22 protein-coding genes are annotated in these 22,528 nt (G+C 71.1%); 13 read left to right on the forward strand and 9 right to left on the reverse strand.

The features are described from left to right. Position 1: 1 nt before the first annotated feature. Complete coding sequence (locus tag FB467_RS00610) at positions 2 to 475, reverse strand: Lrp/AsnC family transcriptional regulator (protein ID WP_141783363.1); 474 nt, start codon at positions 473 to 475, stop codon at positions 2 to 4. Positions 476 to 578: 103 nt separating this feature from the next. On the opposite strand from FB467_RS00610, the gene FB467_RS00615 reads away from it, so the two are divergent. From FB467_RS00615 to FB467_RS00635, 6 genes are all read left to right on the forward strand, one after another. Beyond that, positions 579 to 1,646 carry a 1-aminocyclopropane-1-carboxylate deaminase/D-cysteine desulfhydrase gene (locus tag FB467_RS00615; protein ID WP_141783364.1) on the forward strand — a complete coding sequence of 356 codons (1,068 nt, stop codon included), beginning with the start codon at positions 579 to 581 and terminating at the stop codon, positions 1,644 to 1,646. A gap of 65 nt (positions 1,647 to 1,711) precedes the next feature. Then, positions 1,712 to 2,878 carry a nucleotide sugar dehydrogenase gene (locus tag FB467_RS00620; RefSeq protein ID WP_141783365.1) on the forward strand — a complete coding sequence of 389 codons (1,167 nt, stop codon included), beginning with the start codon at positions 1,712 to 1,714 and terminating at the stop codon, positions 2,876 to 2,878. 41 nt (positions 2,879 to 2,919) lie between these two features. Then, entirely contained in the window at positions 2,920 to 3,216 is a 297-nt protein-coding gene (locus tag FB467_RS18365; protein ID WP_153390439.1) for a DUF1905 domain-containing protein, read from the forward strand. Positions 3,217 to 3,257: 41 nt separating this feature from the next. After that, positions 3,258 to 3,881 carry a GNAT family N-acetyltransferase gene (locus FB467_RS00625; RefSeq protein ID WP_170230501.1) on the forward strand — a complete coding sequence of 208 codons (624 nt, stop codon included), beginning with the start codon at positions 3,258 to 3,260 and terminating at the stop codon, positions 3,879 to 3,881. A gap of 11 nt (positions 3,882 to 3,892) precedes the next feature. Next, complete coding sequence (locus FB467_RS00630; protein ID WP_141783367.1) at positions 3,893 to 5,809, forward strand: GNAT family N-acetyltransferase; 1,917 nt, start codon at positions 3,893 to 3,895, stop codon at positions 5,807 to 5,809. 66 nt (positions 5,810 to 5,875) lie between these two features. After that, on the forward strand, positions 5,876 to 6,328 hold the full coding sequence (locus FB467_RS00635; RefSeq protein WP_141783368.1) for a YbhB/YbcL family Raf kinase inhibitor-like protein: 453 nt from the start codon (positions 5,876 to 5,878) through the stop codon (positions 6,326 to 6,328). Between the two features lie 70 nt (positions 6,329 to 6,398). Here FB467_RS00635 and FB467_RS00640 read toward each other — a convergent pair whose 3' ends face one another. Next, positions 6,399 to 6,824, reverse strand: a complete 426-nt coding sequence (locus tag FB467_RS00640; RefSeq protein WP_228393495.1) for an Lrp/AsnC family transcriptional regulator — start codon at positions 6,822 to 6,824, stop codon at positions 6,399 to 6,401. A gap of 190 nt (positions 6,825 to 7,014) precedes the next feature. Here FB467_RS00640 and FB467_RS00645 point away from each other — a divergent pair, with 190 nt between their 5' ends. The 3 genes from FB467_RS00645 to FB467_RS00655 are packed head-to-tail and all read left to right on the forward strand — an operon-like array spanning position 7,015 to position 10,639. Then, a complete protein-coding gene (locus tag FB467_RS00645) occupies positions 7,015 to 8,118 on the forward strand; it encodes a thiamine pyrophosphate-dependent dehydrogenase E1 component subunit alpha (protein WP_141783370.1) in 1,104 nt (367 codons plus the stop codon). After that, positions 8,115 to 9,146: an alpha-ketoacid dehydrogenase subunit beta gene (locus FB467_RS00650; protein WP_141783371.1), complete on the forward strand. Its 1,032-nt coding sequence runs from the start codon at positions 8,115 to 8,117 to the stop codon at positions 9,144 to 9,146. The genes FB467_RS00645 and FB467_RS00650 overlap by 4 nt, the downstream gene beginning before the upstream one ends. Then, on the forward strand, positions 9,143 to 10,639 hold the full coding sequence (locus FB467_RS00655) for a dihydrolipoamide acetyltransferase family protein (protein ID WP_141783372.1): 1,497 nt from the start codon (positions 9,143 to 9,145) through the stop codon (positions 10,637 to 10,639). The genes FB467_RS00650 and FB467_RS00655 overlap by 4 nt, the downstream gene beginning before the upstream one ends. A gap of 25 nt (positions 10,640 to 10,664) precedes the next feature. Here FB467_RS00655 and FB467_RS00660 read toward each other — a convergent pair whose 3' ends face one another. Together FB467_RS00660 and FB467_RS00665 are read right to left on the reverse strand one after the other, a co-directional pair. Continuing rightward, positions 10,665 to 11,228 carry a DUF4262 domain-containing protein gene (locus tag FB467_RS00660; protein WP_170230502.1) on the reverse strand — a complete coding sequence of 188 codons (564 nt, stop codon included), beginning with the start codon at positions 11,226 to 11,228 and terminating at the stop codon, positions 10,665 to 10,667. Positions 11,229 to 11,317: 89 nt separating this feature from the next. Beyond that, entirely contained in the window at positions 11,318 to 11,893 is a 576-nt protein-coding gene (locus FB467_RS00665) for a TetR/AcrR family transcriptional regulator (protein ID WP_141783374.1), read from the reverse strand. A gap of 54 nt (positions 11,894 to 11,947) precedes the next feature. On the opposite strand from FB467_RS00665, the gene FB467_RS00670 reads away from it, so the two are divergent. From FB467_RS00670 to FB467_RS00685, 4 genes are read left to right on the forward strand one after another with little or no spacing between them, the layout of a single operon-like run. Beyond that, on the forward strand, positions 11,948 to 12,841 hold the full coding sequence (locus tag FB467_RS00670) for an alpha/beta hydrolase family protein (RefSeq protein WP_141783375.1): 894 nt from the start codon (positions 11,948 to 11,950) through the stop codon (positions 12,839 to 12,841). A gap of 4 nt (positions 12,842 to 12,845) precedes the next feature. Next, positions 12,846 to 13,346 carry a GNAT family N-acetyltransferase gene (locus FB467_RS00675; RefSeq protein WP_141783376.1) on the forward strand — a complete coding sequence of 167 codons (501 nt, stop codon included), beginning with the start codon at positions 12,846 to 12,848 and terminating at the stop codon, positions 13,344 to 13,346. Positions 13,347 to 13,383: 37 nt separating this feature from the next. After that, positions 13,384 to 15,927, forward strand: coding sequence for a helicase-associated domain-containing protein (locus FB467_RS00680; RefSeq protein WP_141783377.1), 2,544 nt, complete (start codon positions 13,384 to 13,386; stop codon positions 15,925 to 15,927). Positions 15,928 to 15,930: 3 nt separating this feature from the next. Next, complete coding sequence (locus FB467_RS00685) at positions 15,931 to 16,347, forward strand: hypothetical protein (RefSeq protein ID WP_228393423.1); 417 nt, start codon at positions 15,931 to 15,933, stop codon at positions 16,345 to 16,347. A gap of 14 nt (positions 16,348 to 16,361) precedes the next feature. On the opposite strand, the gene FB467_RS00690 is transcribed toward FB467_RS00685, so the two are convergent. From FB467_RS00690 to FB467_RS00710, 5 genes are all read right to left on the reverse strand, one after another. Next, positions 16,362 to 17,186 carry an IclR family transcriptional regulator gene (locus FB467_RS00690; RefSeq protein WP_141783378.1) on the reverse strand — a complete coding sequence of 275 codons (825 nt, stop codon included), beginning with the start codon at positions 17,184 to 17,186 and terminating at the stop codon, positions 16,362 to 16,364. 100 nt (positions 17,187 to 17,286) lie between these two features. Next, positions 17,287 to 18,081, reverse strand: a complete 795-nt coding sequence (locus tag FB467_RS00695; RefSeq protein WP_141783379.1) for a creatininase — start codon at positions 18,079 to 18,081, stop codon at positions 17,287 to 17,289. A gap of 2 nt (positions 18,082 to 18,083) precedes the next feature. After that, a complete protein-coding gene (locus FB467_RS00700) occupies positions 18,084 to 19,898 on the reverse strand; it encodes a BCCT family transporter (RefSeq protein ID WP_141783380.1) in 1,815 nt (604 codons plus the stop codon). Positions 19,899 to 19,979: 81 nt separating this feature from the next. Continuing rightward, positions 19,980 to 21,230, reverse strand: coding sequence for an aminopeptidase P family protein (locus tag FB467_RS00705; protein WP_141783381.1), 1,251 nt, complete (start codon positions 21,228 to 21,230; stop codon positions 19,980 to 19,982). Positions 21,231 to 21,807: 577 nt separating this feature from the next. Next, entirely contained in the window at positions 21,808 to 22,467 is a 660-nt protein-coding gene (locus FB467_RS00710) for a GntR family transcriptional regulator (protein ID WP_141783382.1), read from the reverse strand. Between the last annotated feature and the right edge of the window lie 61 nt (positions 22,468 to 22,528).

The following is a 22,528-nucleotide window of genomic DNA, read 5'->3' on the forward strand; positions in this document are numbered from 1 at the left end:
CCTAGTCGCTCCCGGCCAGGTGCCGCAGCAGGGGCGCCAACCGCTGCGGGAAGACCTCGGTGGTGGCGATCGAGGTGCTGCTGCGCTGCACGCCGGGCGACAGCTGGATGGCCTGCGTGATCCGGTGCAGGTCCACCGTGTCCCGGGCCACCACCCGCAGCATCAGGTCCGAGTCACCCGTCGTGGTGTGTGCCTCGACGATCTCCGGGATGGTCTCCAGCGCCTGGTAGACGGCCTCGATCTGCCCCTGCGACACCGCCACGGTGACGAAGGCCAGGAGCGGCCGCCCGAGCGCCGCCACGGACACGGCGGTGCTGGGCGGTCGCACCGCCTCCGCCTCGCGGAGCCGCTTGAGCCGAGCGTGCACGGTGTTGCGGGAGATGCCGAGCCGGTGCGCGATCTCGACCAGGGGGGCGTCGGTGTCGGCGTCCCGGGCGAGCAGGATGCGGCCGTCGACGGCGTCGAGCTGGTACATCTGCCCGACGATACACCGGACCCGACCCGCGCTACTGAGCAGATGCACTGCATACAGAGCATTTAGTTGTCAGATCGTGAAGTAGTGCCCCATCGTGGTGAGCATGGGAACGACGACACGAGGCCAGGACCTCCCCCGGATCGACCTGCGGGGCTTCACCTCGCCGCTGCACCCGCTGCGCCGCCTGAGCGAGGAGCTCGGCGTGGAGGTCTGGTGCAAGCGCGACGACGTGGGCTCGGTCGGGCTCGCCGGCAACAAGGTGCGCAAGCTGGAGATGGAGCTCGGGCACGCGCTGGCGCTGGGCGCGACGCACATCGTGACCGAGGGCTCCCGGCACTCCAACGCGACGCGGGCGGCCGCGGCGGCAGCGGCCGCGCTGGGGCTGCGGTGCACGCTCGTGCTCTGTCACGACGAGCCGACCGAGCCCGTGGGCAACCTGCTGCTCGACGGGCTGTTCGGGGCCGACCTGCGCCTGGTCGGCGACGTCTCGTGGGTCGAGCTGGCCGAGGTGACCGCGGGCGTCGTCCGCGACCTGGAGGGGGCCAGCGAGCGGGTCTACCGGCTGCCGATCGGGTCGGCGACCGGGCGGGGGGCGACCAGCTTCGCCCGGGCCTTCGCGGAGGCCGAGGAGCAGATCCGGGCGCAGGGCGCCGACTTCGCGACGATCGTGCACGCCAGCTCGGCGGGCAGCACCCACGCCGGGCTCGTCCTCGGCCGGGCGATCCGCCGCCGGTCGACCCGCATCGTCGGCGTCGTGGTGGCCGGTGAGGTCTACGACGACGTCCCCGGGAACTACCTGCGGCTGGCCCGCGAGGCCGCCGCCTTCATCTCCCCGGAGACCTCCGTCGGGGCCTCGGACATCGAGCTGACCGAGGCCTACCTGGGGCAGGGGTACGGCCAACCGACCCCCGGGGTGCCCGAGGCGATCGACCTGATGGCCCGGCTGGAGGGCATCGTGGTCGACCCCGTCTACACGGCCAAGGCGGCCGCGGCGCTGATCGACCTCGCCCGCACGGGGCAGCTCCAGGGGCCGGTGCTCTTCTGGCACACCGGCGGGTACCACGCGATGTTCGACCCCGCCCTGGCGGCGCGGGTCTGGTCCGAGGTCCCCCGGCTCCGTGGGATCCGGCTCACCCCGGCGCCCGCCCCGGGCGGGTCGACCCGGTCGTAGCCCCGGCGTCGCGGCCGGGCCTGCGATACTTCTCGGGTCCCTTGCACGATGACCCGGAGGTACCCGTGAAGATCGCCCTCGTCGGCACCGGCTACGTCGGCCTGTCCAACGCCGTGATCCTGGCCCAGCACCACGACGTCGTCGCGCTGGACATCGACGCCGCGAAGGTCGAGAAGATCAACCGGCGCGAGTCCCCGATCATCGACGCCGAGCTGCAGGAGTACCTGCGGGAGAAGGAGCTGTCGCTGCACGCGACGCTGGACCCGGCCGAGGCATACCAGGGCGCCGACTTCGTGGTGATCGCGACGCCGACCGACTACGACGAGCGGACCAACTTCTTCAACACCAGCTCGGTGGAGTCGGTGATCGACGCCGTCATCGAGCACAACCCCTCGGCCACCATGGTCATCAAGTCGACCGTGCCCGTCGGCTTCACCGAGCGGATGCAGCAGGAGCACCCGGGGGCGACCATCATCTTCTCCCCCGAGTTCCTCCGCGAGGGCCGGGCGCTCTACGACAACCTGCACCCCTCGCGGATCATCGTCGGCCAGGACTCCCCGGAGGGCCGCGCCTTCGCCGACCTGCTCATCGAGGGCGCCCTGGACACCGACGTCCCGGTCCTGCTCACCGGCCCCACCGAGGCGGAGGCGATCAAGCTGTTCGCCAACACCTACCTGGCCCTGCGGGTCGCCTACTTCAACGAGCTCGACTCGTATGCCGCGGCGCACGGCCTGGACTCCAAGCAGATCATCGAGGGGGTCGGGCTGGACCCACGGATCGGGTCGCACTACAACAACCCCTCGTTCGGCTACGGCGGCTACTGCCTGCCCAAGGACACCAAGCAGCTGCTGGCCAACTACGAGGACGTCCCGCAGAACCTGATCAACGCGGTCGTGGAGGCCAACACCACCCGCAAGGACTTCATCGCCCGCGACATCCTGCGCCGCGAGCCGAAGACGGTGGGGGTCTACCGGCTGATCATGAAGTCCGGCTCGGACAACTTCCGGGCCTCCAGCATCCAGGGCATCATGAAGCGGATCAAGGCCAAGGGCGTCCCGGTCATCGTCTACGAACCCGCGCTCACCGAGTCGGAGTTCTTCCACTCCGAGGTCGTCAACGACCTCGCCGAGTTCAAGCGCCGCTCGGACGTGATCGTGGCCAACCGGCAGGCCGAGGCCCTGGACGACGTCGCCGACAAGGTCTACACCCGCGACCTCTACGGCCGGGACTGAGCCGGTGGGCGGCGCCGCGGCCGGGAGGGGCTGACCTCCGGATGGACTTCACCGTCACCGGGCCGGTCATCGAGTGGCGCGGCCCCGCCCCGTTCTGGTTCCTCGACGTCCCGGTCGAGGACAGCGAGGACCTCAAGGAGGCCGCCCGCGGGCTGGAGTACTGGGGCCAGGTCGCCGTGGAGGTCCGGATTGGCAGCACGACATTCAGCACCGCGCTCTTCCCCAAGGACGGGCGCTACCTGCTCCCGCTGCGGGTGGCGGTCCGGCGCGCCGCCGGGATCGAGCCGGGCGACCGGGTGACCGCCACGATGGCGCTGGCCGCCCGCCCGCCGGGCTGACCACCCCGTCGCCCTTCGGGCCATCGGCTAGTATCGCCCCCGTGACCAGCAGTCTTGCCTCCGTTCGTGCCAGTGTGGGAGGCCGCTGGAAGCGCATCCAGAAGAAGCACCGCCCCAAGGTCAGCAGGTATTACAGCCGCCCCCTTTCCCCTGACGACCCGGACCGGTCGGTCAACGGTTTCAGGTTTGTCGAAGCCGATCACGACAACCTGGCCAGACTCAAAGCCTCCTTCCCGAAGGAATTGAGCGACCGCAAGCGCGACATTCTGGCGCAGCGGATCCAGGATCCCTCCGAGGACGCGTGGATGATCCTCGACGAGGGCGATCGACTCTGTGGTTTTGCCTGTTTGGCGTGGGACGACCACGAAGTCAAGCTCATGCAACACACGATCAGGGTCCGTCCACACCAGGCGTTGTTCATGGATGACTACGTCTTCAAGAAGCATCGCCGCCGGGGTGCGCAGTCGGCGGCGGTCGAACTTCGAGTGGGCCTCGCGGCCGCGCACGGGCGGACGGAGGGTCTCGTCCTGGTGTCCACCACGAACCTGGGGTCCATCAGCAGCTATCGCAAAGCCGGATTCCAGACCTGCGGCAGGCTCATCCATTTCCCCACCTCGAAGCGCACACTGGAATTCTGGATACCCCGACCCCTCAGACACGGGTGAACTGACACTCAATGGATACCTCCATCGTCCGCACTGCCCATGACCTGAGCGCTTTGCGCGAGGAGTGGGAGCACCTCGAGACCCACGATCCCGCGACCCCGTTCTATGTCACCCACCGCTTCGTCGACGCGTGGTGGCAGGCGTATGCCGATGCACCGGGGATCGAGTTACGCGTCGTGGTGGTGCGTCATAACGACCAGGTGGTCGGAATCGGCCCGTTCTCCGTACGGAAACAGACCCGTCAGGGCAAGCCGACCCGCGTGCTGCGCTGGGCGAGCCACGGCGACTATATGGATGTCCTCCTCGCTCCCGGTGCGCACCGGGCCACCGTGTGCCGGGAGATCGTCGAGGCGGCCACGCGCTCCGACGTGCAACGCGTGCACCTCGGCAATGTGCGGACGCCAGGCAACCTCGCGAACCATCTGCTCAAGACAGACCACAACCCTGAGTTCACCCTGCACGTCGAGAACCCCTTTCTCGATCTCACGCCCTATGCCGACCTCGATGACTTCGTCGATCGGGCCGGGCTGCCGTCACACGCCCGGAAGTATCGCAACAAACTGTTCCGGGAGCGGGACGTCACGTTCCGGGTCTTTGCCGGAAACGAGGACAACATCCTCGAGCGGCTCGGGGCACTGCACATTGCCGAGAAGGACTTCTTGGTCAACGAGCGATCACGCAAGGAACGTCACTCGCTCTTCGAGGACGATGCCCGGACCTCCCTGGTCAGGTCCATCTTCGAGAACCCCCAGGCTGCAGTGACCTTCGGGTACGAAGACGCCGACCACAACCTCCTGGGGTACCGGACGTGCTTCCGACACGGGCGAACCCTCCTGTCCTGGAACAGCGCCTACCACCCCGATCTGGATGCCTACCGCCTGGGCAAGGTGATCCAGATCGATATTCTCGAGCACCTCCTCAGCGTTCCCGTCGAACAGCGAGAGGTCGACATCTTCGACTTCGGCGCGGGACGCTACGCGTGGAAATTCGAGTGGACCGACGACTTCAGGCCCACCTATCAGTGGCGTCGCAACCTCGTCCCCGATGCCCCACCCGCCCCCAAGGCGACGGCTCCCCGCAAGAGCACCACCAGTAGGGAGCCCGCGCCCAAGGCTGCTGTCACGGACCGGAGCGCCAAGCCCAGCCCAGCGAAGTCAGCGGAGCTTGCCGCACGCGCGGACGCGGAGCGCCAGCCCGGTTCGCCGCTGCGCCGTGCCGTCCGAGAGGTGCGGGTCGTGGCACAAGACACCCGATCAGCCCTCCGACGCCGGACCAACCCTCCGACCATCTGGTACATCCCCCACCCCGACGACGAGACCATCTTCATGGGCGGCTCGATCCACCGCACCCGGGACCGGCGCAACATCCTGGTGCTGCTGACCCGCGGTGGCGCTTCGACGGCGTTGGCGAAGGTGAACGCCAAGCTGCTGGATCCGCTCGACGCCGCGGGATTCATGGCCGGCCGAGGGACCGAGATGGCGGCGGCCCTGACCGAGCTCGGAGTGCGTAGCCGCAACGTCGTGCGCCACGACCTACCCGACGGGTCGGTCGACAGCGACGCCGTCCTCGACATCATCAGGGACCTCGCTACCCGCTACCCCCGCGCCGAGCACAGGACGATGTCCTACCTCGATCCGCACCGCGATCACGCCGCCGCCGGACGGGCCCTGCGACAGGCATACCGCGAGGGAATCGTCAGTGACGCGGTCTTCCACCTGCCGGTGCCACTGGTTCGCGGGGACCTCGGGAGCCGGGCGCCCCTGGGCACCCGAGATGTCGCTGCCAAGCGTCGGGCACTCTCGCAATACCAGGTATGGGACCCCCGTCGCGGCCGCTATGCCATCGGGGGAACGAGCGTGAGCAAACTGATCCGTGACCAGCTGTCCAACCCCACCGAACGCGTGCACGGCCCGGACTACGAACCGTGAGCAACAGGGAGCACCCAGCCCGCCCCCCGGCGAGCACGGGATCGGGCGGTTAGCCATCATGGGGGCATGGCTGAGAACCTGACGATCACGAGTGAGGACTTCACCGCGGACGGCCCGATCCCGGACCGGCTGGCCAACGCCCACGAGAACGAGACCCCGAGCCTGCGGATCAGCGGGGTCCCCGACGGGACGGTGGAGCTGGCTGTCGTCTGCCACGACCCGGACGCGCCCCGGCCCCGCGGCTGGGTGCACTGGGCGGTCTACGGCATCCCCCCGGAGACGACCGAGCTGGGCGCCGGCAACGTCGACCAGTTCCGGGTCGGCGCCAACGACTGGGACAAGCAGCAGTGGGGCGGTCCGCAGCCTCCGTCTGGGCACGGCGTGCACCGCTACTACTTCTGGGTATACGCCCTGTCCGCGCCGGTCGACGGCGCCCCGAGCTACGCGGAGTTCCTGGACCGGCACGCCGGGGACGTCCTCGCGCAGAACCGGGTCGTCGGCACCTACGAGACCCCGTAACCGCCGGTAGGCGAGCGGGCGCGCCCGCCAGCCCACGGCATACGGCATCGGTCGTATGCCGTGGGCCGGCTCAGCCGGGCATCTCATCGAAGATGAGCCAGGTGCGGGTCGACTTCACCCCCGGGATGGCGTGGATGCTCTCCAGCACCAGGTCGCGCAGCTCGTGGTTGTCCCGGGCGCGCACCTGGACGATGACGTCGAAGTCGGCCATCACCAGGGAGACCCGCTGGATCGCGGGCAGCGCGGCGAGCGCCGGGGCGACCGTGCGGAAGGTGTTCTGCTCGATCGAGATCGAGATGTAGGCCGAGGTCCCGAAGCCGATCTTCTCCGGCGCGACCTGGGCCGCGAAGCCGGTGATCACGCCCTCCTCCTGGAGGCGTTCCAGCCGAGCGTAGGCGTTGGCCCGGGAGATGTGCACCCGCTCGGCCAGCGCGCGCACGGACAACCGCCCGTCGGCGACCAGCTCGTCGACGATCCGCAGGTCCGTCTCGTCCACGGCAGAGTGTCCAGCGGACCCCGGCTGAACGGCATCGTCGGAAGACAGATTGCGTTTCACCATGGGTCCATAGTGTCAGAAGTCTCGCAAAGTGCGAGTGGGTCGTGCGCAACGTCCAGGATCGGCGACCATAGAGGACACACCTGGCTCCGTCGAGGGGCCGATGCGCAGTCCTGAGGAGAGGTCGACGATGACAGACGTGCAGCAGTTGCTGCCCTGCTCCGAACCCGTGCGGTTCCTCGAGCCGACGGGCACCCTCGTCGCGGGGGGCCCCGGTGAGGAGGCCAGCGCCCGCGGCTACGCCATGCCGGAGCCGGAGGCCCTGGTCGAGGTCTGGCGCAACATGGTGCTGGGCCGCCGGTTCGACGCGCAGGCCACGGCGCTGACCAAGCAGGGCCGGCTCGCCGTCTACCCCTCCTCCCGCGGGCAGGACGCCTGCCAGGTCGCGCCGGTCCTGACGATGACCGGGCCGGACTGGCTGTTCCCGACCTACCGCGACTCGATGGCCCTCTTCGTGCGCGGGCTGAACCCGGCCGAGTCGATGGCCCAGCTGCGCGGCAACTGGCACTCCGGCTACGACCCCAAGGCGACCCAGACCGGCCCCCAGACCACCCCGCTGGCGACGCAGGCGCTGCACGCGGCGGGTGCGGCATACGGCATGGTCCGGCGGGGCACCGGCGGCGTGGCGCTGTGCTACATCGGGGACGGCGCCACCAGCGAGGGCGACTTCCACGAGGGGATGAACTTCGCGGCCGTCTTCAACGCGCCGACCGTCTTCGTGGTGCAGAACAACAAGTACGCCATCTCGGTGCCGCTGGCCAAGCAGACCAAGGCGCCCAGCCTGGCCTACAAGGGCGTCGGCTACGGGGTGCGCTCGGAGCAGGTGGACGGCAACGACCCGATCGCGATGCTCGCGGTGAGCCGCGCGGCCTTCGAGCACGCCCGCTCCGGCGGCGGCCCGTTCCTGATCGAGGCGCACACCTACCGGATGGAGGCGCACACCAACGCCGACGACGCCACCCGCTACCGGTCCTCCGACGAGGTCGACGAGTGGGTGGGCCGCGACCCGATCGTGCGGCTGCAGACCTGGCTGCTGGCGGAGGGGCACATCGAGGACGCCACCGTCGAGGAGGTCCGGGCCGAGGGCGAGGAGATCGCCGCGCGGATCCGCTCGATCATGAACGAGGACGCCGTGCTGGACCCGATGGAGCTCTTCGAGCACGTGTATGCCGAGCCGACCCCCCAGCTGCGCGAACAGGCCGCGATGGTGGCCGCCGAGGAGGCACTGCGATGACCCAGACCACGTTTGCCCAGGCGCTGAACCGGGCGCTGCGCGACGAGCTGACCGCGGACGAGGACGTGTTGGTCTTCGGGGAGGACGTGGGCCAGCTCGGCGGCGTCTTCCGGATCACCGACGGGCTGACCCGCGACTTCGGCGAGGACCGCTGCTTCGACACCCCGCTGGCCGAGGCCGGGATCGCCGGCTTCGCCGTGGGCCTGGCACTGCAGGGCTTCCGCCCGGTGATCGAGATGCAGTTCGACGCCTTCGCCTACCCCGCCTTCGAGCAGATCGCCTCGCACATCGCCAAGTACCGCAACCGGACCCGCGGCAAGGTCAACCTGCCGATCGTCATCCGGATCCCCTACGGCGGCGGCATCGGCGGGGTCGAGCACCACTGCGACTCCTCCGAGGGCTACTACGCGCACACCCCGGGCCTGCAGGTCGTCACCCCGGCCACCCCGGGCGACGCCTACTCGATGCTGCGCGAGGCGATCCGCAACCCCGACCCGGTGGTCTTCATGGAGCCCAAGGCGCTCTACTGGTCCAAGGAGGACCTGGACCTCCCGGTCGAGCGCGAGCCGTTCGGCCAGGCGGCGGTCCGCCGCGAGGGCTCGGACGTCACGCTGGTGACCTACGGCCCGCAGGTGGCGACCGCACTGAAGGCCGCCGAGGTCGCCGCGGCCGAGGAGGACTGGGACGTCGAGGTCGTCGACCTGCGCACCATCGTGCCGTTCGACGACGAGACCGTCGCCGCGTCGGTCCGCAAGACCGGACGCGCCGTCGTGCTGTCCGAGGCCCAGGGCTTCGCCGGCGTGGCCGGCGAGGTCGCCGCCCGCATCTCCGAGCGCTGCTTCCACTCCCTGGCCGCCCCCGTGCTGCGGGTCTCCGGGCTGGACATCCCCTACCCGCCGCCGATGCTGGAGCACTCCTACCTGCCCGGCGTCGACCGGATCCTGGACACCATCGCCCGCCTGCAGTGGGACGACGAGCCGGACACCCACCACCTGCCGGCGAGCGACCGGGAGCAGGTCTCCGCATGACGCGGGTCTTCAAGCTCCCCGACCTCGGGGAGGGCCTTACCGAGGCCGAGATCGTGGAGTGGCACGTCGCCGAGGGCGACGAGGTCACCATCGACCAGAACGTGGTCACCGTCGAGACCGCCAAGGCCGCCGTCGAGGTGCCCTGCCCGTATGCCGGCACAGTCGTCACGCTGCACGGTGACCCCGGGTCGGTACTCGAGGTGGGCACCCCGCTGATCACCATCGGTGGCGAGGTCGCCGGCAACGCCGACGCCCCCCAGCCTGCCGGTGGGGAGCAGTACCGGCACGAGGAGCGGGCCGGCGCCAGCGTCCCCGCCGAGGCCGACGGCGGCGAGCCGGTCGGCGAGGTGCAGGAGCAGGCCGAGCGGCCCCTCATCGGGTTCGGTGCCGGCGACGGTCCCGCCCGTCGGTCGCGGCGCCGCACCCCGCGGCGGCAGGCCGCCGAGCACCCGGCGCCCGCAGCCGGACGCCCCGCTGCCGCAGCGGCGTGGAAAGAAAACGGGGCCCCAGCACCCAATTCTTTCCACAGGGGCGATGCCTCCCCCGCGGGAGACCTGTCCGCTGCCGGCGAGGCGTCCCGCTCCGGCGCGGTCAAGGTCATCTCGCCGCTGGTGCGCAAGCTCGCGGCCGAGACCGGGGTCGACCTGGCCGCCCTCCGGCCGACCGGGACCGGCGGCGTGATCCGCCGGGCCGACGTCGAGCAGGCCGCGGCGGACCTGGCTGGCGCAGACCCGGCCGGGGCGGGCCGCGCCGGAGCCGGCGCGCCCACGGCCGCCGACACCGCCGCCGCGATCACCGGCGGGCAGACGCGGGTGCCGCTGGTCGGCATACGGCGGGTGATCGCGGACAAGCTGACCACCTCGCGCCGGGAGATCCCCGAGGCCAACGTCTGGGTCGACGCGGACGCTACCGAGCTCATCGCGGTCAAGGACGCGCTCAAGACGGCCACCCCCGACAGCGGCATCGGCATCCTGCCGCTGATGGCCCGGATCGTGGTGGCGGGCCTGCAGCGGTTCCCGGAGCTGAACTCCTCGGTCGACTCCGAGGCGGGCGAGATCATCCGGCACCACGGGATCAACCTGGGCATCGCCGCCCAGTCCCCCCGCGGCCTCGTCGTCCCCGTCGTGCACGGCGCCGACAAGATGACCACGACCCAGCTGGCCGCCGCGCTCAAGGAGCTCACCGGCAAGGCCCGCGAGGGCACGCTGAGCCCGGCCGAGCTGACCGGCGGGACGTTCACGCTGAACAACTACGGCGTGTTCGGCACCGACGGGTCGACCCCGATCATCAACCACCCCGAAGCCGCGATGCTCGGCGTGGGCCGGATCATCGACAAGCCCTGGGCGCACGAGGGTCAGGTGGCGCTACGCAAGATGACGGTGCTCTCCTTCGCCTTCGACCACCGGGTCTGCGACGGCGGCGTGGCCGGCGGGTTCCTGCGCTTCGCCGCCGACTGCGTCGAGCAGCCCGCGGTCCTGCTGGCCAACCTCTGACCGCGGGCGGTCTCAGCCGGCGGTCTCAGCCCGGCAGGTCGGCGCGGAACTCCCCGGGGCGCGGCTGTGGCCACGGTCCGGACTCGTGCCCCTCCTCCCACGGGAACCGCCCGCGACCGTCGGCCCAGGTGAGCTGGAGCGCGGGGAGCGAGGCCATCGGCGGACGCTCGTAGAAGCCGTTGGCGTCGAACAGGATCTGTCCCGGGTTGGGCAGCTCCTCGACGAGCAGGTCGGTGCCGGCGACGGTGAGCTGCTCCCCGGGCACGAGGTCCCTGCCGACGTGGATCGCGCCGCTCAACGCGTTCAGCACGGTGCCGCACGCGTCGCGCTCCATCCCGATGACCAGCAGCTCGGGGTGCCCGATCCCGTAGAGACCGACGGTGTAGCAGAACGGCGGGTTCTCCGGGGTGTCCTCGGTCGGCACGGGGTCGCGCTCCGCCCCCACGCTGCGCAGGTAGGCGCAGCAGGTGCACTCCTCGCCGACCTCGTTCGAGACATAGACGAGGTGCACCCCGAACCGGCGGATGTGCTCGATGATCTCGCGGCGCTCCTGGTCCCAGTAGGCCTGGATCGCGGGTGAAATGGTCATGGTCGTCCCTCCCGGCGCACCCCCTGTGCGCCCCTGTGATCCGACCATAGGGGCGCCCACCGACACTGTCCCGGGAGCGGCCCGTCGGGTCAGTCGCTGCCCAGCGCGGCGGCCAGCAGGCCCCGTAACTCGACCTCGACCCGGTCGAGCGGCTCGATGGACCTCGTGCTGCGACACAGGACGACCGCGCCCTCGAGCAGCGCGATCACGGTCCAGGACAGCGACGCGGCCCGGGTCGCCGGGACGCCCGACTCCTCGAACACCTCGGCGAGGAGGGCCTGCCAGGACCGGAAGGCCTCGGCGGCGGCACGGTGCGCCGCGGTCTCCCCCTCCGGGCCCTCCACGGTGGCCACGGCCAGGACGGGGCAGCCGCTCTGGAACGCGCTGTCGACCAGGATCGTGCGCCAGCTCTCCAGGAAGGCGCCGACGGCGGCCTCCGGCCCCTCGGTGCGCGCCTGCTCCAGGTGCCCCCGGATCCGTTCGCTGACATAGCCGAGCGCCTCATCCACCAACTGGTCCTTGCCCCCGGGGAAGTGGTGGTAGGTCGAGCCGCGCGGCACCCGGGCGAACTCGGCCAGCTCGCGCACGCTCGTGCCGGCCAGCCCCCGCGTGGCGATCATCTGCGCCGCCCCCGCCAGCATCCGTTCCCGGGTGGACTTGGTCATGACGGTGAGGATACCGGTTGACTATGACAGTCGTCATACCCTAGGTTCCCGACTATGACGACTGTCATAGAGCGCGACACCGTGATCCCCACCGAGGACGGCCGCGAGCTGGCCGGCCGCTGGTTCGAGCCGGCCTCCGACCCGGTGGGCGTGGTCGTCATCGCCCCGGCCATGGCCACACCCGGCCGGTTCTACCGCAGCTTCGCCACCTGGTTGTCCGAGCAGGGCCTGCGCACCCTGACCTTCGACCTGCGCGGGGTCGGCGGGTCGGCCCGCGGACACGTCCGCGCGGAGTCCGCCGACATGCTGCGCTGGGCCGGCGACGCCGCGGCCGCGTTGCGGCACGCCCGCGACCACGCCGACGGGCTCCCGATCAGCTGGGTCGGCCACAGCCTCGGCGGTCAGGTCCTCCCGTTCGTGGACCACGAGGACCTCGCCGGCGCGGTGCTCGTGGCCACCGGCAGCGGCTACTGGCGGCTGGCTCCCCCACGACTGCGCCGGACCGTGCCGCTGCTCTGGTATGCCGTCGCGCCGGTCACCAGCCGGCTGCTCGGCTACTTCCCGGGCCGGCGGTTGCGGATGGTGGGCGACCTTCCCGCCGGTGTGATGCTGCAGTGGGCCCGGTGGTGCCGGCACCCCGACTACATCGCCAGCGAATCCGTGGAGGTGCGGGAGCGGTTCGCCACCGTGCGCACCCCGATCGTCGCCCTGGCCTTCACCGACGACTCGATGATGTCGCGCGGCTCGCTGGACTCGCTGCTGCGCTGGTACCGCCGCACCACGCCCCGGGTCGTCGAGTCCTCCCCGGAGGACCTCGGCGTGGGCCCGATCGGCCACTTCGGGCTGTTCCGGTCCGGGAGCCGGCCCCTGTGGGACACCCTCGTGCTCCCCCACCTGGCCACGACCCACGCGCCGGCGCGACCCGTCCCCGCCGGGCCCGGACAATAGCCCGATGGACATCCGCCCCTGCGCTCCCGAAGACCTGACCGCCCTCGACCGGCACTGGCGCTCCGGCACGGTCCACGCCGCGCACCTGCGGGCGCAGGAGTCGGGGTCGGCCACCTTCCTGGTGGCCTGGGACGGTGCGGAGCCGCTCGGGTCGGGGATGGTGCAGTGGTCCGGCCCGGCGGGTGAGGCGGCGGCCACGGCATACCCCGGCGCGGTGGAGATCAACCACCTGCAGGTGCGCCCCGAGCACCAGGGGGCCGGCGTCGGCACCGCACTGATCCGGTATGCCGAGCAGCTCGTCCGCGACCGCGGCCGGCACCTGGTCGCCGTCGGGGTGGCGGTCGACAACCCGGGCGCGGAGCGTCTCTACACGCGGCTGGGATACCGGAGGACGGGGGTAGAGGACGTCACCGAGTACGACTGGGTGGACGAGCAGGGGAGCACCCACCACGCCGTGGAACGCGACATGCTGCTGGTCAAGGAGCTCGGCGCGGACGGGGACTGACCGTCCGCCGACACCGACCTCGCGAGAGACTGGGTCCATGCCCGCGCCCCACAACGTCGGAGCCTGGCTGGACTCCCGCACCGACGAGCAGCTGCAGTTCCTGCTGGAGGCGCGCCCCGACCTGCGCCGGGGTGCGCCCCTGCTGGGGCTGGAGGACCTCGCCCGGCGGCTGGAGAGCCCGTGGTCCGTCTCCACGATCCTGATGGAACTGCCCTCCCCGGCCGTCGAGGTCATGGAGGCGGTCACCGCGCTGGACACGCGGGCATCCCTGCCGCGGCTGTCGGCACTATTGAACGACGGGGGCCGGGACGGGGACGAGCACCGCAGGGCCGTGCTGCACTGGCTGCACGTCCTGGAGTCGCTCGGGCTGGTCTGGCCCACGGACGACGGCTGGACGCCGAACGTCGCCGCCCACCAGGTCCTGATCAACCCGCTCCTGCTCGGTCCGCCCGTCAGCGTGCTCGCCCAGGGCCTCACCGTCGCCGGTCTGACCAGGCTCTACTCCGCGTTCGGGGCCTCCCCACCGACCCGCAAGGCCGAGCTCCTCGCCGGGCTGGACGCGTTGTATGCCGACCCGTCCCGGATCCGGCAACAGGTCGCCCTGGCACCGCCACCGGTCGTGGACTCCCTCACCCGGGAGGTGGACCGGCTGGCCCGAGCATCCGCGTCCGGCGTCCGGTCCCTGGTCAAGGACGACGAACCCTGGACACCCGAGGCGCAGCGACGGTTCGGCGAGGAGGTGCGGATGAACCAGTGGGCGGTCGACGCGGGGCTGGCCTTCACCGAGGGCGGGAGCACCTACTCCTACAGTTACGCGCCGGTCCGATACCCGGCGGAGGTGCTGCTCGCGCTGGCGCCGCCGAGCTACCGGGCCCCGTTCCACCCCGAGCCTCCCCCACTGCAGACGGCAGCGGTGTCGGAGGCACGGACCGAGCGCGACTCGGCCGCGGCCGTCACGGCCGCGCTGGCGGCCCAGATGGCGGTGCTCGAGCAGACCCTGCGCACCCCGCTGAAGCTGCTCAAGTCCGGCGGCGTCGGCGCCCGGGAGCTCACCCGAGTCGCCAAGGCCGTCGGGGTGGGGACCGCCGAGGCACGACTGGCGCTGGAGCTCGGCGCCAGTCTCCGGTTCTACGACCTCGGCCCCGACCTGCGCGCCGGCGAGGAGTTCGAGGCCTGGCGCAGCGGCAGCCCCGCCGAGCGGGCCACGGACCTGCTGCTGACCTGGTGGCGGGAGACGGCGCCACCCACCCGCGAGCGCGACGACGACGGCAAGGCGAGGCCGGCGCTGCTCCGCCAGGACGGCGCTGGCCTCCCGCCGGCCGTGCTCGTCACCAGACCGTTGGCCGGTCTCGAGGACGACGCGGCGGTCACCGGCCCGGAGCCGGTGCTGGACCAGATCGCCTGGGCGCACCCGCTCACCGCGTTCGACCCCCAGGACCTGCGCTGCGCCTGGGACGAGGCCGCCCTCTTCGGCGTAATCCGCGACGGCCGGCTGACCCGGCTGGGCCGTGCCCTGCTGACGGGTGACCGGGAGACCGTCCGCGCCGTCCTGGAGGACCTGCTCCCCGGGGAGAGCCGGGAGGTGCTGTTCGGGTCCGACCTGACCGTCGTGGTGCCGGGCAGCCCCGGGGCCGCGGTCGTCGACCTGCTCGACACGGTCGCCGTGCGGGAGTCCCACGGCGTCGGTGCCACCTGGCGGGTGAGCGAGGCCTCGGTCCGGGAGGCCCTGGACCGTGGCTACCCGGTGGACGTCTTGCTGGCCGAGCTGCGCGAGGTCGCCGGCGGGCCGCTGCCCCAGCCGCTGGAGTACCTACTGCGCGACGTGGAGCGCCGGCACGGCCGGGTCGGGGTGCGCCCGGCGGCCTGCGTCGTCGTCTCCGAGGACGAGAGCCTGGTCGCGGAACTGGCCGCGACCAAGGTGCTGCGCAGCCTGGGGCTGACCGCGGTCGCCCCGACGGTGCTCGTCGCCGCCCAGGACGTGCCGACCACCCTGGCCGCCCTGCGCAAGGCCGGCTACCTGCCGGTGGAGCAGGACGCCGGTGGCGCCCGCATGGTGGAGGTCCGGTCGCGGGGCCCGGTCGCGGAGCGTGGCCCGGAGCCGACCGGCACCGAGGCGCCCTCCCCCGACGAGTCGGACACGCCCCCACCGGGCGACGAGGACGGCACGGGCCACCCCTCCGAGGCGGACTTCGCCGCCCTCCTGGAGTCGGTCACCGGCCCGACACATCCGCCCGGCGCGCCACGGCGTCCCAGCTACCGGCGCGAGGAGCCGGCCGAGCTGGTGGCCCGGTTGCGCGCCGGCGACCCGCCGCCGCACGCGGTGGTCGACCCCGGGGTGCTGTCCCAGGTCGAGGGCTGGTCCCGGCAGTTGTCTCCGGAGGAGGTGCGGCACCTGGCCACCGCCGTGGCCGCCGGGGATGACGTGCTGATCCGCTACCGCAACGAGAACGGCAACGAGACCCACCGCCGGGTCTCCGGCCTCCAGGTCTCGGGTGGCTACCTCACCGGGTACTGCCACCTGCGCAAGGACGACCGCTACTTCCGGCTGGACCGCATCCTGTCGGTCGTGCCGCTGCGATGACGGGTGCGCCGCGGGGGGGTCGCCGCCACGTTCGTCTGGTTGGGGATGGTGCTGGCCATCTCGTTCCTGGAGGCCCCGCTGAAGTTCCGGGCCCCCGGGGTCACGCTGCCGGTCGGGCTGGGCATCGGGCGCCTGGTCTTCCGGGCGCTGAACGCCGCCGAGGTCGTGCTGGCCGCCGCGGTTGTGACCGCGCTCGTGGTCGGCCGTCCGTCGACCGGCGTCGTCGTCCCGCTGGGCGCCGCGACGGTCCTGTTGGTGCTGCAGCTGCTGGCGATCAGGCCGGCCCTCGGCCGGCGCAGCGACGCGGTCCTCGCGGGTCGGGAGGGTCCCCGCTCCCGCGCCCACCTCTGGTATGTCGGCGCCGAGGTCGCGAAGGTGGTCGCCCTCGTGGTGGGTGGGGTGGCCCTGCTCCGGACCTGAGCCGCCGGTCGGGCTCAGTCCGACGCCGGTGGACCGGGCGGCGCGCCCAGGCGGGCGGAGATCTGCCGCGCGACGGCGGCGACCCTGGCGCCCAGCTCGTCGGCCCGGTCCGGGCCCACCCGGTAGAACGGGGCAGCCATCAGCAACCCGGCCACCACCTGCCCCCGGTGGTCCCGCACCGGGGCACAGATCCCGACCTCCTCGGCGAAGGTATCGCCCTGGTTCACGGCATACCCCCGCTCCCGGACCCGGTCCAACCGGCCCACCACCTCCTGGGTGCCGACCCCCGCACCGGGCGGCAGCGCGCTCGGGCCGGACTCCACCAGCTCCCGGGCCCGCTCCGGCGGCAGGTCGGCCAGGAACACCTGCACCGAGGAGTTGAGCGCCGACGCATACCGGGTCCCGAGCGGGGCGGTGTGCTTGATGTTCTGCGTGCTCGCCACCTGCTCCACGGTCACCGCCTCGGTCCCGTCCCAGACGACCAGCGCCACCGTCTCCCCGATCTCGGCGGACAGCTCCTGCAGCATCGGCAAGGACACCCGGCGCACGTCGAGGTTGGCCAGCAGCGGCCCCGCCACCGCGATCAGCCCCAACCCCAGACGGAACTTGCGGGACGCCTCGTCCCGCTCCACGATCGCCTCCCCCTCCAACGTGGCCAGGATCCGGGACACGCTGGACTTGTGCAGCCCGACCTGCGCCGCGATCTCGGTCACCCCCTGCAACGGCGCCTCCACCGTGAAGCACCGCAGCACGTCGATCACGTTGACGATCACCGAGGCCGCCCGCTGCCCAGAACCCTCCGAGGCCCGTCGCGGCACCTCGCTCCTGGTGACACTCATCCCGGCCCTCTCTCTCGTCCTGGCCCACCGATCAGACCGCTGGCCGCCACCGTAGCGGGCGGCCACGGTGGCAGCCGGCGACACCGCGCGGTCGGGTCGGTCAGTCCGCCTGCGCGGACCCCAGCTCGGCGGTCAGGTCCGCCGCGAGGTCCGCGGTGACCTGGTCGAACAGCAGCTTGCCCTGCGCCGCGTTGGCGCCGCGGGGCGCGGACAGGCACCCGCTGGCCGGGGTGCGACCGGGCTGCACCGGCAGCCGGTCGAACCGGGGCAGCTCGGCCGGCGGGTGGTCCACCGCCCGGTCCAGCCACACCGACTCCGGCCGCAGGTGCAACATCAGGGCGGTCTCCAGCACGCCGCCGTGCTCCACGTCCCACCCGGGGAAGGAGCCCTGGTAGACCTCGTCCAGGGTCTCCTGCGAGACGTAGTCCCAGTAGGACAGCAGCAGTACGCACGCCTCGTCCTCGGCGCCCAGGCCCGCGTCGCGGACCGCCAGGTCCACGCCCTCGTAGAGGAACTGGTAGTTCTCGTAGTGCCCGTTGAGGAAGACCACGTGGCGCACGCCCTGCTCCAGCAGGCTGGACACCAGGCACCGGGTCAACCCGACCAGGGTGGCCGCGTCCAGGCTGGTGGTGCCCACGAGGTGGTCACCACCGCCGGACTTCTGCTGCGACTTGTACCCGTAACTGATCGGCTGGGCGACCTTGGCCCCGACCAGGGTGGCCACCTGCTCGGCGATGGCCGTCGACAGAATCGCGTCGGTGCCCATCGGCAGGTGCGGACCGTGCTGCTCCAGCGCCCCGACCGGCACCACCACCGTCCGCGACCCCGAACCCAGCCACTCGGCATACGTATGCGCGTCCAACTCGGCCAGACAGACCGTCGTGTCCTGCGTCATGCTCACTCCTCACTCGCGGTCAGCGGTCGGCCCTCGGCGGTGACCGGGAGGCCGTCGGCGTCGACTAACTCGTCCTCCGGCAGGTGCCGCGGGTCGTTGACCACCTTCTCCAGGCGGCGGATCTCCTTGTTGCGGGCCCGCAACCGCCGGACCAGGTTGGCGATCATCAGCAGGATCACGAACGAGAACGGGAAGGCGCCGATGATCGTGCCGGTCTGCACCGTATCGACCACCGCGGTGCCACCGATGGACAGCAGCAGCATGGCGACCGAGCCGATGCTGGCGACCAGCACCACACGGAACCACGGGCCGGACTTCTTCGGTGCCGAAACGAACTCGGCCAGCGCATATGTGCCCGAGTCGAGGCTGGTCACGTAGTAGGTGGCGACCAGGACGGTGGCCACGACCAGCAGGATCCCGCCGACCCACGGCACCATCTGGAGCATCGAGAAGAGCCCGCTGGAGGTGTCCGCCGCGACGTCGTCGGAGATCGAGCGCGAGGCCTGGTCGTCGTAGTAGATGGCGGCCGAGCCGACCACGCCCACCCAGATCATGACGATCAGGGACGGGATCATGGTCACCCCGATGATGAACTCGCGCAGCGTGCGCCCCCGGGAGATCCGGGCGATGAACCCGGCGACGAACGGGGAGAACGCGATCACCCAGCACCAGATGAACACGGTCCACCAGCCGTTCCAGCTGTCCTGCCAGCTGTCCAGCGAGGAGGTGGCGACCTCCGCCTCGGACCAGAAGCTCATCGGCAGGAAGTTGAACGCGAAGGAGCCGAAGGTCTGCACCATGTTGGACAGGATGAAGATGATCGGGCCGAAGATGAGGACCCCGAGGACCAGCACGATGCTGAGCACCGAGTTCGCCTCGCTGACCCGCTTCATCCCCTTGTTGACGCCCAGGAAGGCCGACACCGCGGTGAGCCCACCGAGCACCGCGATCACGACGGCCCAGACGGCCGTGGACGACTCGATGCCGGTGAACGAGGACAGGCCGGAGGTGAACTGCAGCGAGGCGAAGCCGAAGGAGGTGGCCAGGCCCAGCACGGTGGCGATGATGGCCAGCAGCTCGACCACGACGCCGGCGGGGCGGCGGACCTTGTGCGGGAGGATGTCGACCGTGGCCTCGCGGAAGGTCAGCGTCTTGCCCAGGTTGTGGTGGGAGTAGGCCAGGCAGACGGCGACCACACAGTACATCGCCCAGGCGGTCAGTCCCCAGTGGAAGTAGGTCCACACGATGCCGCCCTCACCGGGGTTGTCCCCGGCGGGGATGAGTGGCGCCTCGTCGCGCAGCATGATCGGCTCGGCCACGGACCAGAAGATGAGGCCGATACCCTGCCCGCAGGCGAACAGCATCGAGTACCAGGCGAAGTGTCCGTGCTCGGGGCGTGCCTTCGGGCCGCCCAGCCGGACCTTGCCGACCTTGCTGAACGCGATCCAGACACAGACGGCCACGGCGATCAGCGAGTACAGGACGAAGAACCAGGTGAACCCCGAGGTGACCCAGGTGCGCATCGAGCCGATGACGGACGCGGCGCCGTCCGGGTTGGAGATGACCGCGATGATCGCCGCGATGATCAGGACCGGTGGGATGCTCTTGATGAGGGCGCGGTCCAGGGGCGGCATCACGTAGCCGCGGAACCTCGGCAGGTCCACGCTCCGCTTGCGCGTGGGTTCGCTCTCCTCGTGCTCGTCGGGGGTGCCGACGTCGACCTGCTGCGGCGTCTCCGTGCGGTCGTCTGCTTGCTGCCCGGACCGTGCCTGTGCGGCGTCGTCCAGGTCCGTGGAACTGCGGGGAGGTGTGGCCATGGGCTGTCCCTTCGGGGTGGGGCGACGGTGCCCCAGTGGGCCGGGGGCGGCGGTGGCCGCCCCCGGCGGGGGATGCGGTGGTCAGGCGGGGATGATGTTGTGCTCGGGGCCGAAGCCGAACTTGGTGATGTTCTCGGCGCCGTCCTCGTGGACGACGAGGATGTCGTGCTCGCGGTAGCCACCGGCGCCGGGCTGGCCGTCCAGCACGGTGATCATCGGCTCCATCGAGACGACCATGCCCGGCTCCAGCACGGTGTCGATGTCCTCGCGCAGCTCCAGCCCGGCCTCCCGGCCGTAGTAGTGCGAGAGCACCCCGAAGGAGTGGCCGTAGCCGAAGGTGCGGTTGGGCAGCAGGCCGTACCCGACGTAGATCTCGTTCAGCTCGGCCGCGATGTCCTTGCAGACCGCGCCCGGCTTAATCAGCTCCAGCCCGGCCCGGTGGACCTCCACGTTGATGTTCCACAGCTCCAGGGACCGGGCGTCCGGCTCACCCAGGAACATCGTGCGCTCCAGCGCGGTGTAGTAGCCCGAGGTCATCGGGAAGCAGTTCAACGACAGGATGTCGCCCTTGACCAGCTTGCGGGTGGTCGACCAGTTGTGCGCACCGTCGGTGTTGATCCCGGACTGGAACCACACCCAGGTGTCCCGGATCTCCGAGTCCGGGAACGTCTTGGCGATCTCGTGGGTCATCGCCTCGGTCCCGATCAACGCGACCTCGTACTCACTGATCCCCTCCCGGATCGCGGCCTTGATCGCCTCACCACCCAGGTCCCCGATCCGCGCGCCGTGCTTGATCACCTCGATCTCCTCGGCCGACTTGATCATCCGCTGCCGCATCGCGTCCTGCGCCACGTCGACCAACTCGGCCCCGTCGAACGCCGCCTGCAGCTTGGCGTGGTTGTCCAACGACAACGAGTCGAACTCCACCCCGACCCGCCGGGCCGTGATCCCCCGCTGCTTCAGCGCCTCCACCACGCCGTACTGGTAGTTGTCCCGCTTCCAGTCCGTGTAGACGATGTTCTCCCCGTAGCTGCGCCGCCACGGCATCCCCGCGTCGATGTTCGCCGTCACGCTCACCGAGTCATCCGGCGTCACGACCAACGCATACGACCGACCGAAGTACGTGAACAGGAAGTCCGAGTAGTACTTGATCCCCTGGTAACTCGTCAGCACCACCGCGTCCAGCTCCTTGGCCGCCATGATCTCGCGCAACCCACCCAACCGGCGCTCGAACTCCGCATCCGAAAACGTCAACGGCGTCTTCTCACCATTGTGCAGAACCTTCAACCGCTCCAGCTCGGCAACGGTGGAAACGGGAGGAGTCGTGGTCATGTCGTGATTCCTTTCGGTGCGACGGGGCCGGCAGCGGGCTCGCGGGTCCGGGCTCGTCGAGTGCTCTTAGGTGTTGCAAACAGTGCAACGGTGTTGCATCAGTATGGGGCCGCCCCGCCACCCCGTCAAGACCCCACCACCGACCGGACGTCCGACCTGGCGGCGTTCCACCCCCACCAGACGTCCGACCTGGCGGCCCCAACCCCCGACCGGACGCGTGAGGTGGTGGCGCTCCACCTCCACCAGACGTCTGAACGGGCGCCCCCAACCCCCGACCGGACGTCCGACCGGGCGACCCCAGCACCCCACCGGACGCCCGACCGGGCGATGTGGCCCGGCCCCGAGGCGGCTCGCGATGTCTCGGACGCCGAGCTCGACCGGGGGCGGGCTCTCGGTCGGGTTGAGGATCACCAAGTCACGCGTTTGGTGGTGGCGAAACGCCGCCCGCTCGCACGTCTGGTCGCGGTGGAACGCCGCCAGCTCACGCGTCTGGTGGGGGTGGAGGGCCGCCACCTCAGACGTCTGGTGGGGGTGAAACGCCGCCCGCTCGCGCGTCCGGTCGGGAGGGGGGCGGCGGCTAGAGGACCGCGCGGATCTGCTCCTCGAAGTCGCGGACGTGGCGTGCGGCGAGGTCGGAGGCACGGTCGGCGTCGCCGTCGGCGATGGCGCGGAGCAGGTCCGCGTGCTCGACGACGTGCTCGGCGACGTTCGGGAGGCGGTCGATCACCAGGCACCAGATGCGGGTGGCCAGGTTGTCGGAGCGGATCAACGTCTCCGCCAGGTGCGGATTGCCGGCGGCCCGGTAGACGAGGCGGTGCACCTCGAGGTCGTAGTGCATCAGGTCGCGGTGCTCGACGGCGCGCGGGTCGATCGCGGCGATCTGCTCGGCCCGGGCGAGCAACTCCGCCCGCACGGCAGGTCCGGCGGTGCGGGCGGCCCGCGCGGCGGCGACCGGCTCGAGGAGGGTGCGCAGCTCGCTGATGTCCGCGAGGTCGGTGATGTCGACCCGGGTGGCGAAGGTGCCACGGCGGGGGAAGGAGGCCACCAGGTGGTCCAGCTCGAGACGCTTCAGCGCCTCCCGGATCGGGGTGCGACCGATGCCCAGCTCACCGGCCAGGCGCCCCTCGTTGATCGCCGACCCCGGGGCGATGTCCAGCAGGATCAGCCGGTCCCGCAGCTCGACGTAGGCGCGGTCGGCCAACGAGACGTACTGCTGGTCCACGGTCTCCACGGACATGCTGTCTCCTCCCGCGCGGGACGGCTCGCGCCGGACCCACCGTTGACGATTCGACGATCCT

The organism is Ornithinicoccus hortensis, assembly GCF_006716185.1.
In the GTDB taxonomy this organism is placed as follows: domain Bacteria; phylum Actinomycetota; class Actinomycetes; order Actinomycetales; family Dermatophilaceae; genus Ornithinicoccus; species Ornithinicoccus hortensis.